This is a genomic window from Nonomuraea zeae, from assembly GCF_005889725.1.
Lineage (GTDB): Bacteria > Actinomycetota > Actinomycetes > Streptosporangiales > Streptosporangiaceae > Nonomuraea > Nonomuraea zeae.
The window spans coordinates 1-12,583 of the sequence record NZ_VCKX01000085.1 but is presented as its reverse complement, the minus strand read 5'-3'; the positions used below and the strand labels follow the sequence as shown (position 1 = coordinate 12,583).

Annotated in this window: 11 protein-coding genes; 3 read left to right on the top strand and 8 right to left on the bottom strand. The window is 70.3% G+C overall.

Annotated features, from left to right (window positions below; translation table 11 throughout):
• Positions 1–4 precede the first annotated feature (4 nt).
• From ETD85_RS26145 to ETD85_RS26135, 3 genes are all read right to left on the bottom strand, one after another.
• Positions 5–721 carry a neutral zinc metallopeptidase gene (locus tag ETD85_RS26145; RefSeq protein WP_138692429.1) on the bottom strand — a complete coding sequence of 239 codons (717 nt, stop codon included), beginning with the start codon at positions 719–721 and terminating at the stop codon, positions 5–7.
• An 88-nt stretch (positions 722–809) separates the two neighbouring features.
• Entirely contained in the window at positions 810–1,628 is an 819-nt protein-coding gene (locus tag ETD85_RS26140; protein ID WP_138692428.1) for a neutral zinc metallopeptidase, read from the bottom strand.
• 43 nt (positions 1,629–1,671) lie between these two features.
• Positions 1,672–2,514, bottom strand: coding sequence for a neutral zinc metallopeptidase (locus ETD85_RS26135; RefSeq protein WP_240779428.1), 843 nt, complete (start codon positions 2,512–2,514; stop codon positions 1,672–1,674).
• A gap of 178 nt (positions 2,515–2,692) precedes the next feature.
• On the opposite strand from ETD85_RS26135, the gene dxs reads away from it, so the two are divergent.
• Entirely contained in the window at positions 2,693–4,585 is a 1,893-nt protein-coding gene (gene dxs / locus ETD85_RS26130) for a 1-deoxy-D-xylulose-5-phosphate synthase (protein ID WP_138692455.1), read from the top strand.
• Here the strand turns inward: dxs and ETD85_RS26125 are convergent.
• On the bottom strand, positions 4,533–5,168 hold the full coding sequence (locus tag ETD85_RS26125) for a DedA family protein (RefSeq protein WP_138692426.1): 636 nt from the start codon (positions 5,166–5,168) through the stop codon (positions 4,533–4,535). The genes dxs and ETD85_RS26125 overlap by 53 nt on opposite strands.
• Before the next feature lie 100 nt (positions 5,169–5,268).
• Here ETD85_RS26125 and ETD85_RS26120 point away from each other — a divergent pair, with 100 nt between their 5' ends.
• Positions 5,269–6,726, top strand: a complete 1,458-nt coding sequence (locus tag ETD85_RS26120) for an amino acid permease (RefSeq protein WP_138692425.1) — start codon at positions 5,269–5,271, stop codon at positions 6,724–6,726.
• A gap of 51 nt (positions 6,727–6,777) precedes the next feature.
• Here ETD85_RS26120 and ETD85_RS26115 read toward each other — a convergent pair whose 3' ends face one another.
• The 4 genes from ETD85_RS26115 to ETD85_RS26100 form a co-directional block, all read right to left on the bottom strand.
• Positions 6,778–7,161 carry an SSI family serine proteinase inhibitor gene (locus tag ETD85_RS26115; RefSeq protein WP_138692424.1) on the bottom strand — a complete coding sequence of 128 codons (384 nt, stop codon included), beginning with the start codon at positions 7,159–7,161 and terminating at the stop codon, positions 6,778–6,780.
• Between the two features lie 88 nt (positions 7,162–7,249).
• Positions 7,250–9,349, bottom strand: coding sequence for a 3-hydroxyacyl-CoA dehydrogenase NAD-binding domain-containing protein (locus ETD85_RS26110; RefSeq protein ID WP_138692423.1), 2,100 nt, complete (start codon positions 9,347–9,349; stop codon positions 7,250–7,252).
• A 65-nt stretch (positions 9,350–9,414) separates the two neighbouring features.
• Entirely contained in the window at positions 9,415–10,578 is a 1,164-nt protein-coding gene (locus ETD85_RS26105; RefSeq protein ID WP_240779429.1) for a thiolase family protein, read from the bottom strand.
• Between the two features lie 61 nt (positions 10,579–10,639).
• A complete protein-coding gene (locus tag ETD85_RS26100) occupies positions 10,640–11,368 on the bottom strand; it encodes a hypothetical protein (protein ID WP_138692421.1) in 729 nt (242 codons plus the stop codon).
• A gap of 354 nt (positions 11,369–11,722) precedes the next feature.
• On the opposite strand from ETD85_RS26100, the gene ETD85_RS26095 reads away from it, so the two are divergent.
• The coding region (locus ETD85_RS26095) for an LCP family protein (protein WP_240779427.1) at positions 11,723–12,583 on the top strand (861 nt) is incomplete at its 3' end.

Below are 12,583 nucleotides of genomic sequence, written 5' to 3'. Positions count from 1 at the left end.
GCCTCTAGGCGATCCTCGACTTTCCCGCCGTCCAGGTGTTGCAGAAGCCGGTGGCGCCGCCGCGGTAGCCGCGGTCCTGCCAGTAGGCCAGATTGCGGGGCTTGCCGTGGATCTTGCTCTCGTCCGCCCCGCGCACCGCGTCGATCCACTCCTGCCACCCGATCCCGGGGTCGATCGACTCCAGCGCGGCGCTGTAGAAGACGCCGGCGAAGCACTCGGCCTGCATCTCCAGGCGGTGGCTCAGCAGGGTCCGCGCGCTGTCGGAGGCCGGCAGGAAGAGCGCGCTCTGCGCGTCCAGCACGCCGATGAGCTGCTGCACGTGGTGCCCCCACTCGTGCGCGACGGAGTGGGCGATGTTCATCCTGAACGGGTCGCGCAGGTCCTGGCGCATGATGCGGATGACGATCGTGTGCTGGTCAGGACAGTAGTGCGCGCCGTTGCCGTTGATCTTCCCGCAGACCGAGTCGGTGCCGGTCGTGACCGTGACTTCGGGCGGGCTGTAGGCCAGGCCGGCGGCCGCGAACCTGGCGGCCCAGAAGCGGTCGGCGCACGCGGCCATCGCGCGGTGGAAGGACTTGAGCGAGGCGACGCTCCCGAGGCGGATCCGGGGGATCCCGCAGCTCTCGGGGGCCACGTCCCCGCCCATGGCGCCGGAGAGCCCGGCCTGGGCGGTACGCATCGCCGCGCGGGCGGGCGCCGGAATGAGAAGACCCGCGACCATGCACACAGCTATCGCTATGAGGGATATGCGCACGATCGCGGATCTTAGGGTATTTGGTGGGGTTTTGTTCTAGGTCGCGGTGGCTTTCTCAGTTCACCTGGGACTTCGAGGCGGTCCAGGTGTTGCAGCCGCCCGCCGACTTGGTGTCGAAGCCGCGCTTGATCCAGCGGCTGTTGCTGGCGTTCGTGGCGTGCGTGTGGTCGGCCGCGTCCTTCACCCCGATCGCCCACAGGCCGACGCCGTGCTTGGAGTTGAGCAGGATCTTGAAGTCGCTGTCCGGGCGGCCGAGCGAGTTCCAGATGCTGCCGATGAACACGCCGGACAGGCACTGGGCCTGCAGCTCGATGCGGCGGCTCTCCTCCAGGTAGCGGGCCTCGGTCTTCTTCGCCGGGGTGTCCACGGCCTTGAACATGCCCGTGAGGTGCTGGAGGTGGTGGCCGTACTCGTGCGCGAGCGTCGCCATCAGCTGCAGGTCAGTCGGCTCCTCGACGATCTCCGGCGTGAGCAGGAACGTGATCGTCTTGTCCAGCCGGCAGTACACCGCCTGCGCGCTCCCGGGGAACCCGCCGCACTTGCCCTTCTTGTCGGGCTTGGTGATCACCCGGAACTTGGGCTTGGTGAAGGAGAAGCCCGCCTTCTTCACCTTGGGCGCCCACGCCTCGTCGAGGCAGGCCAGCACGGACTCGAAATAGAGCTTCGCCTCGTCCAGGGTCCCGTTCTGAACCTGTGGCTCTTCGCACGTCTCGTAACCGAGCTTGCCCGTCTTGTAGAGCGGGTTCTTGGTCAGGGCCGGCTTGAACGCCGGGGCGGAGACGGTCGCCGCTTGGGCGGTGCCGGCGGAAAGGATGCCGGCGAAGAGCGAGGTCGCCAAGGCGCCCGCCATAAGCGCCGATCGGGGGATACGCATGAGAAGGCACCCTATTAAAGAGGGAGTTCCAGGTAAAGCCGGATTAAAGTGTATTTCGGGGTGAAGCCGCCCACGTGTTACACGCGCCGGGAGTGCCGCGGTTGAATCCGCGCGTCATCCAGGCCGCCTGCGTCGGCCCCTTGCCGTGGTCGTTCTGCGGCCAGCCCTTGGCGCCGTTCTTCCGGAACCAGTCCACCGTGTACGCCCAGTCGGCGTCGGTGACCAGCGAGGTTCCCTTCATCGTGCTCATGAAGACCGCGGAGAAGCACTCGGCCTGCAACTCGGAATTACGCGAGAGCTGCAGCCGCTTGGCCTTGGTCGCCCCTTCTCTGGCCGTCCAGTAATAGCCCCAGATGCCGGAGATCTGCTGCACGTGGTGACCGTACTCGTGGGCGATCAGCCGGGTGATGCCCAGCGGGAACGGGTTGCGGAGCTGGTCCTTGCTGATCATCAGGTACATCGTGCGGTCGGTCGAGCAGTAGACGCCGTCGGCGCCGGTGTTCCACGCGCCGCAGGGCGTCTTCACCTTGGTGGTGATGATGCGCAGCCGCGGCTTGGTGAACGTGGCCTCCGCCTTGCGGAACTGGGCGGCCCACGCCTTGTTCAGGCAGTTGGTCACCCGGGTCAGGAAGCGCCGGTAGGCGATCATGCTCCCGGCCGGCAGGTCGCCGGGCGAGCAGTTCACGTCGGTGAGCCGGCCCGTCTGGTAGAGCGGGTTCGCCGTCGCCAGCGCCTTGCCGAGGACGGGCGCCTGCTTCTTGCCGCGCCCGGCCTTGGTGGGCGGTGCGGCGGCCTGCTGCGCCTCGTTCACGGGCTCCGTGGAGGTCGTGGCCACATCCGCCAGCACGAGCACCAAAGCGGCTGCTGCCAGGGCAAGTGCCAGCACAGCCGCCACAAGGGCCGCGATCTTTCCAAAGGGGGCGGAGTTCATAGGTACCGAAAGACTAGGTCAAGATCGGACATATGTGGGTGCAATTGACTCGATGGAGTCAGTGAGGCGTCCGCGAACTAGACTCGGGTGGATCGGCGAACAAGAGCAGAGGGGAGCCGGATCCGTGAGCGGGTTGCTGGGCTCGGTTAAGGGACCGCACGACGTCAAACGGCTCGCTGTCGAGGAGCTGCCGCGGCTCGCGGGGGAGATTCGTGACCTCCTCGTCGACTCGTGCGCGCGGTTCGGCGGTCATCTGGGGCCCAACCTGGGGGTGGTGGAGCTCACCATCGCGATCCACCGCGTCTTCGACTCGCCGCACGACCCCGTCGTCTGGGACACCGGCCACCAGGCCTACGTGCACAAGCTCCTCACCGGCCGGGCCGCCGGGTTCGAGGCGCTCAAGCAGGAGGGCGGCCTGTCGGGCTATCCGAGCCAGGCCGAGTCCGAGCACGACCTCGTGGAGAACTCCCACGCCTCGACCGCGCTGTCCTACGCCGACGGCCTGGCCAAGGCGTACAAACTGCGCGGCGAGCACGACCGCACGGTCGTCGCGGTGATCGGCGACGGCGCGCTGACCGGCGGCATGGCCTGGGAGGCGCTCAACAACATCGCCGCGGGCAAGGACCTGCGGCTCGTGATCGTGGTCAACGACAACGGCCGCTCCTACTCGCCGACGATCGGCGGCCTGGCCTCCCACCTGTCCTCGCTGCGGGTCAACCGCCGCTACGAGGACATGCTCGACTACGTCAAAGACAAGATCGGGAACGTTCCCGTCCTCTACGACGCGCTGCACGGCTTCAAGAAGGGCGTCAAGGACGTCCTGGCGCCGCAGGTCATGTTCGAGGACCTCGGGCTGAAATACGTCGGCCCGATCGACGGCCACGACGAGCAGGCCATGGAGGCGGCCCTGCGCCAGGCCCGCGACTTCCGCGGCCCCGTCATCGTGCACGCGCTCACCCAGAAGGGCCGCGGCTACACCCCCGCCGAGAACCACGACGAGGACCAGTTCCACTCGCCGGGCGCCTTCGACCGGGCCACCGGCGCGGAGAAGCCCAAGCCCCGCATCTGGACCAACGTGTTCAGCGAGGAGCTCGTCCGGCTCGGCAAGGAGCGCGACGACCTGGTCGCGATCACCGCGGCCATGCTGCACCCGACGGGGCTCAACGCCTTCGCCGACGCCTATCCCGACCGCATCTACGACGTGGGCATCGCCGAGCAGCACGCGCTGACCAGCGCCGCCGGGCTTGCCCTCGGCGGCATGCACCCGGTCGTGGCCGTCTACGCCACGTTCCTCAACCGGGCCTTCGACCAGCTGCTCATGGACGTCGCCCTGCACCGCCTGCCGGTCACCGTGGTGCTCGACCGGGCGGGCGTCACGGGCGACGACGGCGCCAGCCACAACGGCATGTGGGACCTGTCCATCCTCCAGGTCATCCCGGGGCTGCGCATCGCGGTGCCGCGTGACGGCGACCGGGTCGCCGAGCTGCTGCGCGAGGCCGTCGAGGTCGGCGACGGGCCGACCGTGCTGCGCTTCCCCAAGGGCCCGGTGGCCGAGCCGATCGAGCCGGTGGGCAAGCTCGGCGAGATGGACCTGCTGCGCACCGCCGAGGGCGACGGCGCGGCCGAGCCCGACGTGCTGCTGGTCGGCGTCGGCCCGATGGCTCAGCTCTGCATGGACGCCGCGGTCCTGCTCGACGCCCAGGGCATCGCGACCACCGTGGTCGACCCGCGCTGGGTCAAGCCGCTGGACGAGGCGCTCGCCCTGGCCGCGGGCGCGCACAAGCTGGTGGCGGTAGTGGAGGACAACGGCCGCGTGGGCGGCGTGGGCGACGCCGTGGCCCGCCTGCTGCGCGACGCCGACGTCGACGTGCCCGTACGCACCTTCGGCATCCCGCAGGAGTTCCTCGACCACGCCAAGCGCGCCGCGATCCTCGCCAGGATCGGCCTGACGGGCCAGGACCTCGCCCGGCAGATCACCGAGGCCGTCGCCAAGCGGGCCTCCGCCGCCGAGCCCGCCCGCCGTTGAGCGCCCGGCGGACCGCGGTGGTGATCGCCAGCACGACGACCACCGCCGCGGCCGCCACGGGCACCAGCCAGTCGGCGTGCTCGCGCACCACCCTGCTCGCGACCGCGCCCATGGTCACGTAGACGCTCACCCACGCGACGCTGCCGAGCATCGCCCACGGCATGAACCTGCGGTACGGCATGCCCACCGCGCCCGCCACGGCCGGCGTCAGCGCGTGCAGCACCGGCAGGAAATACGCCAGCGCCAGCGCCCAGCCGCTGCGCTCGAACAGCTTCTCGGCCCGCGCCCAGCGCGCCTCCCCGACGCGCCGCCCCAGCCTGCCGTGCCGCAGCCGGGCGCCGTAGCGCCGCCCGAGGACGTGCCCGCCGGACGCCCCCGCGAAGCACGCCAGCACCCCGGCGCCGATCAGTGACAGGACCTCGCCGGCGCTGTTCGCGGTGGCGCCGGCGAAGAGCAGCAGGGCGTCGCCGGGGGTGACGAGACCGACGCCGACCGAGGCGTCCAGGGTCAGGAAGACCAGCAGGAGCGGCAGCACCACCCCCGCGTCTTGCCTGGCCAGCGTGTCGAGCAGTTCGTCGAGCATGACCAGGACCTGCTACCCAGGGCAGCGGACTCCAGCAGGGACGGCCTCATCCCACCGGGAAAGCGCATGATCACCGGGGGTAGGGGAAGGATCGCTGATCGTGGACATCTTTCGCACGAAGAGCGTCGAGCAGTCGATCCGCGACACCGAAGCTCCCGAGCACCAGCTGCGAAAGCGCCTGACCGCCACCGACCTCACGGTCTTCGGCATCGGCGTCATCGTCGGCACCGGGATCTTCGTGCTCACGGGGCAGGTCGCCAAGGAGCTGGCGGGCCCGGCCGTGGCGGTCTCGTTCGTCGTCGCGGCCGTCGTCTGCGGGCTCGCCGCCCTGTGCTACGCCGAGTTCGCCTCCACGATCCCGGTGGCCGGGTCCGCCTACACCTTCGCCTTCGCCACCCTGGGCGAGTTCCCCGCCTGGGTGATCGGCTGGGACCTGATCCTGGAGCTGGCCCTGGCCGCGGCCGTGGTGGCGGTCGGCTGGTCGGGCTACTTCGCCTCCATGCTGGCCTCCATCGGCCTCGAATTGCCCAGCGCCATCGCCGGCGACGACCCCGTGGTGAACGTCCCCGCCATCCTCATCGTCGCCATCCTCACCGCGGTCCTGGCGGCCGGCATCAAGCTGTCCTCGCGGGTGAACCTGATCCTCGTGATCACCAAGATCGCGGTGGTCCTGCTGGTCATCGTGGCCGGGCTGTTCTTCGTCAAGGCCGCCAACTACACCCCCTTCATCCCCGACCCGGTGGCCACGCCGCGCGTGGAGGGGCTGAACGCGCCGCTGATCCAGCTGCTGTTCGGGGTCACGCCCGTCGCGTTCGGCGTGATCGGCATCTTCTCCGCCGCGGCGATCGTGTTCTTCGCCTTCATCGGCTTCGACATCGTGGCCACCGCCGCCGAGGAGACCATCGAGCCCCAGCGCGACGTGCCGCGCGGCATCATCGGCTCGCTGGCCATCTGCACGGTCCTGTACGTCGCCGTCTCGCTCGTCGTCGTCGGCATGCAGCGCTACGACCGGCTCAGCACCTCGGCGCCGCTCTCGGACGCGTTCACCTCGGTCGGCTACCCCTGGCTGGCCACGATCATCAGCGTCGGCGCGCTCGCCGGCCTGACGACCGTCGTGCTCGTGCTCCTGCTCGGCCAGACCCGGGTGCTGTTCGCCATGTGCCGCGACGGGCTGCTGCCGCGCTGGCTGGCGCAGGTCAGCCCGCGCTTCGGTACGCCGGCCAGGCTCACGGTCATCGTCGGGGTGGTGACGATGATCCTGGCCGGGTTCGTGTCGTTCGGCGAGCTGGCCGAGCTGGTGAACATCGGCACGCTCTTCGCGTTCATGATCGTCTCGATCGGCGTGATCGTGCTCAGGAGGACCAGGCCGGACCTGCCGCGCGGGTTCCGCGCGCCGCTGGTGCCGGTGCTGCCGATCCTGTCCGTGCTGGCCTGCCTCTACCTGATGCTCAACCTGCCGGCGATGACGTGGCTGCGGTTCGTGGTCTGGATGATCCTGGGCGTGCTCGTCTACCTGGGGTTCGGCTACTGGCACAGCCGGATCATGGCCCGCCGCTGAGGCGCCGCCGGCGGGGCCGGGGGGCGGGCGGACCCACCCCCTCGCCCGGGATCAGATCGCGAGGACCGCTCCGGTGGCGGCCCGTACCTGGCAGCTGTTGTGGAAGACCTTGGCCCAGTGCACCACCTTGCCGTGCCAGCGGCCGATCACCGCGACGGCGTGCGGCTTGACCTCCTGCGTGCACGCGGCCTTGGGCGAGACGTTGAGCCGGCCCGGCTCGCCGTTCACCTTCTCCAGCAGGCGGCAGGCCGCCTTCGCGTTGGGGTGCGTGCCGCCGACGGGCGCGCAGTGGAGCCAGACCGTCTTCGTCGGGCCGCCCTTGGCCGCATCGACGATCTTGAGCTGCACCTTGGGGTCGGGGGCGGCTGTCGCGGGCGACGAGGCGCCCAGCAGGAACGCCCCGCACAGCGCGATCGTGCCGACTGCTCGCATCATGATTACTCTCCGTTCGTAGGACGGCACCAAACGCTACGACGGAGGCCGGGACGAGTTACGGAGGCCCGCCGTGCGGGCCTCCGTAAAATCACGCGGGAAGCGACGCGACGCCCGGCGGCAGGAACCGCGGCTGCGCGATGCCCGCCCTGTCCAGGTACGGAGTGATCCCGCCCAGATGGAACGGCCATCCGGCGCCGAGGATCATGCACAGGTCGATGTCCTGGGCCGCCGCGACCACGCCCTCGTCCAGCATGATGCGGATCTCCCTGGCCAGCGCCGTCAGGACGCGCTCGCGCACCTGCTCGGCGGTGGACGGTGCGCCGCCGCCCGCGAACAGCGCCACCGCCTCCTCGTCCAGGGTGAAGTCCGGCCGGTACACGCCCGGCTTGCCGGAGGCGACCAGCTTGGCCATGTTCTCCGAGACGCCGAAGCGGTCGGGGAAGGCCTCGTGCAGCGTCTCGGCCACGTGCAGGCCGACCGCCGGGCCGACGAGCTGCAGCAGCGCGAACGGCGTCATCGGCAGCCCCAGCCCGTCCAGCGCGTGCTCGGCCGTCTCCAGCGGCGTGCCCTCGTCCACCGCGGCCACGACCTCGCCCATGAAGCAGGTCAGCAGCCGGTTGACGACGAACGCCGGAGCGTCCTTGACCAGCACCGACGACTTCTTCAGCGACTTGCCCACGGCGAACGCCGTGGCCAGCGTGGCGTCGTCGGTGGCCGCGCCTCTGACGATCTCCAGCAGCGGCATGACGGCGACCGGGTTGAAGAAGTGGAAGCCGACCAGCCGCTCGGGGTGGGCCAGGCCGGCGCCCATCTCGGTCAGCGACAGCGAGGAGGTGTTCGTGGCGAGCACGCACGTGGCCGGGACCACGGCCTCCACCTCGGCGAAGACCTGCTTCTTGACCGCCATGTCCTCGAACACGGCCTCGATCACGAAGTCGGCGTCGGCGAAGGCGTCCTTGGTCAGCGAGCCGGTCACCAGAGACGTGAGGCGGTTGGCCTGGTCCGCGGTGATGCGTCCCTTGGCGAGGAGCTTGCCGACCTCGTCGCGTACGTACCCGACGCCCTTGTCCAGCCTGGACTGGTCGAGGTCGGTCAGCACGACCGGCACCTCCAGGCGCCGGGCGAACAGCAGCGCCATCTGCGAGGCCATCAGCCCCGCGCCGACCACGCCGACCTTGGTGACCTTGCGGGCCAGCGACTTGTCCGGCGCGCCCGCGGGCCGCTTGGCCCGGCGCTGCACCAGATCGAAGGAGTAGAGCCCGGCCCGCAGCTCGTCGCCCATGAGCAGGTCGGCGAGGGCCTCGTCCTCGGCGGCGAAGCCGGCGTCGCGCGAGCCGGTCTTGGCCAGGGCGATGAGGTCCAGCGCCCGGTAGGGGGCGGGGGAGGCGCCGCGCAGCTTCATGTCCACCAGGAAGCGCGCGTCGCCGACCGCCTTGTCCCAATCGGCGTCCCAATCGGCGGGCTCGGGCCGCGCCACGGTGAGGTCGCCCTGGAGCACCCTGGAGGCCCAGCGCAGCGACTCCTCCAGGAAGTCGGCGGGCTCGAACATCGCGTCGGCGACGCCGAGCTTGAACGCGTCCGCGCCCTTGATCATGCGGTTCTGCGACAGCGGGTTCTCGATGATCAGCTTGATCGCTTTCGCCGGGCCGATCAGGCGCGGCAGCAGCTGCGTGCCGCCCCAGCCGGGCACCAGCCCGAGGAAGCACTCGGGCAGCGCCACGGCGGGCACCCCCGCGGAGATCGTCCGGTACGTGCAGTGCAGCGCCAGCTCCAGCCCGCCGCCCATCGCCGCGCCGTTCACGAACGCGAACGACGGGATCGGCAGCTCGCCGAGCCGGCGGAAGACGTGGTGGCCCAGCCCGCCGATGGCCAGCGCCTCTTCGCGGGAGGTCACGGAGGCCGCGCCCTTGAGGTCGGCGCCGACGGCGAAGATGAACGGCTTGCCGGTGACCCCCACCGCGGCCAGGTCGGTGCGCTCGGCGATCTCCGACAGGGCACCGTTCAGCGCGAACAGGCCGCGCGGGCCGAAGGTGTTCGGCTTGGTGTGGTCGAAGCCGTTGTCCAGCGTGATCAGCGCCATCGTGCCGGCGCCGCCGGGCAGCTGGACGTCGCGTACCAGCGCCTTGGTGACGACTTCGTCCGCGCTGCGCTCGCTCAGCGCCGCACGCCAGGTGTCAAGGTTGCTCACAGGCCCTCCTCCGTCGGTCCTGCGAGCATGCTGCTGCGTCTCATCGGTTCGCTCGCTACGCTCGCTCACGCCAGGTTCTCCCAGATCACAGTGCCGCCCATGCCCATGCCGACGCACATCGTGGTGATGCCGTAACGCACGTCGGGACGCTCGCCGAACTGCCGCGCGAGCTGCGTCATCAGCCGCACGCCCGAGGAGGCGAGCGGGTGGCCGTAGGCGATCGCGCCGCCGTACGGATTCACGCGGGGATCGTCGTCGGCGAGGCCGAAGTGCTCCAGGAACGCCAGCACCTGCACGGCGAACGCCTCGTTGATCTCGAACAGCCCGATGTCGGAGATGTCCAGACCGGCCAGCCGCAGCGCCCGCTCGGTGGACGGGATCGGCCCCACACCCATGACCTCGGGGTCCACGCCCGCGAACGCGTAGGACACCAGCCGCATCTTCGGGCTCAGCCCCAGCTCGGCCGCGACGTCCTGGGCGGCCACGATGCAGCCGGTGGCACCGTCGTTGATGCCGGAGGAGTTGCCCGCCGTGACGTGGCCGTGCGGGCGGAACGGCGTCTTGAGCCCGCTCAGCCCCTCCAGCGTGGTGCCCGGGCGCGGCGCCTCGTCCTCGACCGCCAGGCCCCAGCCCTTCTCGGCCGTCCTGATCGCGGTCTCCACCAGGTCGGGCTGGATCTTGCCGTCGGCGTACGCCTTGGCCGCCTTCTCCTGCGACAGCACCGCGTAGGCGTCCGCGCGGGCCTTGGAGATCGACGGGTAGCGGTCGTGCAGGTTCTCGGCCGTCATGCCCATGACCAGCGCGCTCGGGTCGACCAGCTGCTCCGACAGGAACCGCGGGTTCGGGTCGACGCCCTCGCCCATCGGGTGACGGCCCATGTGCTCGACGCCGCCCGCGATCGCGACGTCGTACGCGCCGAACGCGATGCCGCCCGCGACCGAGGTCACCGCGGTCATCGCGCCCGCGCACATGCGGTCGATCGCGTAGCCGGGCACGGTCTTGGGCAGCCCGGCCAGCACGGCCGCCGACCGGCCGATGGTCAGGCCCTGGTCGCCGATCTGGGTGGTCGCGGCGATGGCGACCTCGTCGACGCGCTCGGGCGGCAGGTTGGGGTTGCGCCTGACGAGCTCGCGGATGACGCGGACGACGAGGTCGTCCGCGCGGGTCTCCGCGTACAGACCCTTGGGCCCTGACCTGCCGAAAGGTGTGCGCACGCCGTCGACGAACACGACGTCACGAGAGGAAGGCACGGATTCGCATCTCCTTGCTGGATGGGGTTCCGTGCCCATGCTACTCGTCAGTAACTACTCCGCAGACGAGAGCGGCGATGAGCAGTGCGTAGATGGCGCCGATGGGCGGTTCCCACAGGTGGGCGCGGGCTCCGAGCAGGGCGGCGACCGCCACGGCCGCGCCCGTCCAGAGCGCCGCGCCCCCTCGCGGGCGCGTGCCGTGGCCGGGATCCCATGGATCGCCAGGTGATCCTCCCGAGAGCAGGGCACGCGCCAGCATCCCCAGCGCGTCACGTGCCCACCAGAGGAGGAACAACACCCCCGCCGCGCAACTCGTCACCGCCAGCGCCTCGACGGCCCAGGTCAGGGTGTCGGCGAAAGCGTAGCGGGCGGAGGCGCGGAAGAAGCCCGGGGCCGTCCAGCCGAGCAGCAGCGTCACCACCCAGCAGCCGGCGACCGCCAGCCGGGTCAGGGGGCGGGCCCGGCCGGAGTGCGCGCCGGCGTACAGCTCGCGCTCCCGCTCGCGGACCAGGCGGGCGCGCGCGCCCCAGACGTACTGGGTGATCGCCAGCGCGGGCAGCGCCGCGAGGAAGACCGCCAGGGACAGTATGGCGAGCGGCAGCGTCTGCTCCCTGGTCGGCGCCCGGTCGGCGAGCAGCTGGACGGTGGCCAGCAGCGCGATCGAGGCGGAGAGCGCGACGAGGGCGCGGCGCCGGGCGGCTCTGGCCCGGGCGCGCAGCCCGGCCACCTCCTGGGCGCCTGGAGGGGGTGCCATCTCGGTCAACAGCATGAACGTCATCATGACGGCACTGTGCGTAGTGACGCTGCGGATTCGCGCGCTTTGGATGGAGCTCTCGCTGAGGCGGGATCCCGCGAAAGTGAGGAACGAGTGGCGGGCGGGCCGGGGTCTCCCCGAGTATGGAGTGGCGAACTACCGTGGGGTGGGACGGTTGCGTGTGTGCGGCCCGACAAGGGCTGATATGTCGGCGTGAGCTCCCGTTTGTGACTATGCTTCGCGATCATGGCGCAAGGGGTGAACCGCATGAGAGAGCGACCGAGTAGTGCGGTTCAGGGCCCACGGACGGATCCGGAGCCGGGTGGATCGAGGAGAGATCCCCGGCCGCGGCGCAATCCGCTCACCCCGATGGGGTGGGTGAGCGTGGGCCTCACGGTCGTGCTGGTGCTGGCCTCGCTCGGGGCGTACGCGTATTACCGGCGCATCGAGGGCGGCATCGACCGCGAGACCATCAACGTGGGCGCGAGCCGCCCGCCGGAGACCGGCGCGCTCAACGTCCTGCTCGTCGGCTCCGACTCCCGCGAGGGCGACAACAAGAAGTACGGCGCCAAGTCCCAGGGGCTGGGGGAGCGCACCGACACGATCATGCTGCTGCACATCTCCCCGAACAGGGACAAGGCCACCATGATCAGCTTCCCCCGCGACTCCATGGTCGTGATCCCCACGTGCGAGGGCCGGAACGGCACCGTGCTGGTCGGCGGGCTCCGGCAGATCAACTCCGCCTTCAACGACGGTGGCATCAACTGCACGATCAAGACGCTGGAGTCGCTCACCAACATCAAGATCAACCACTTCGTGAAGGTCGACTTCACCGGCTTCAAGGGCATCATCGACGCCATCGGCGGCATCGAGATCTGCCTGCCCAAGCCGGTCAACGACCCCAAGGCGAAGCTGGTGCTCGGCGCGGGCAAGCACGTGGTCAAGGGCGAGCAGGCGCTCGGCTACGTACGCACCCGCTACGCGCTGGGCGACGGCAGCGACCTGAGCCGGATCCAGCGCCAGCAGATCTTCCTCACCAAGGTGATGCAGAAGGTCACCGACGGCGGCCTGCTCACCGACCCGGGCAAGCTCAACGACTTCCTGCTCGCCGCCACCCAGGCCGTCACCCTGGACGACAAGCTCTCGCTCGACCGGATGCTGGAGATCGCTCGGAGCGTCAGCGGGATGACGACCAAGGAGCTCAAGGGGATCACGGTGCCCACCCAGCCC

Coding starts and splice junctions, on each gene's coding strand:
- ETD85_RS26145 (WP_138692429.1), bottom strand. CDS start 721: ATGGTCGCGGGTCTTCTCATTCCGGCGCCCGCCCGCGCGGCGATGCGT.
- ETD85_RS26140 (WP_138692428.1), bottom strand. CDS start 1,628: ATGCGTATCCCCCGATCGGCGCTTATGGCGGGCGCCTTGGCGACCTCG.
- ETD85_RS26125 (WP_138692426.1), bottom strand. CDS start 5,168: ATGCTCGACGAACTGCTCGACACGCTGGCCAGGCAAGACGCGGGGGTG.
- ETD85_RS26115 (WP_138692424.1), bottom strand. CDS start 7,161: ATGATGCGAGCAGTCGGCACGATCGCGCTGTGCGGGGCGTTCCTGCTG.
- ETD85_RS26100 (WP_138692421.1), bottom strand. CDS start 11,368: ATGCTGTTGACCGAGATGGCACCCCCTCCAGGCGCCCAGGAGGTGGCC.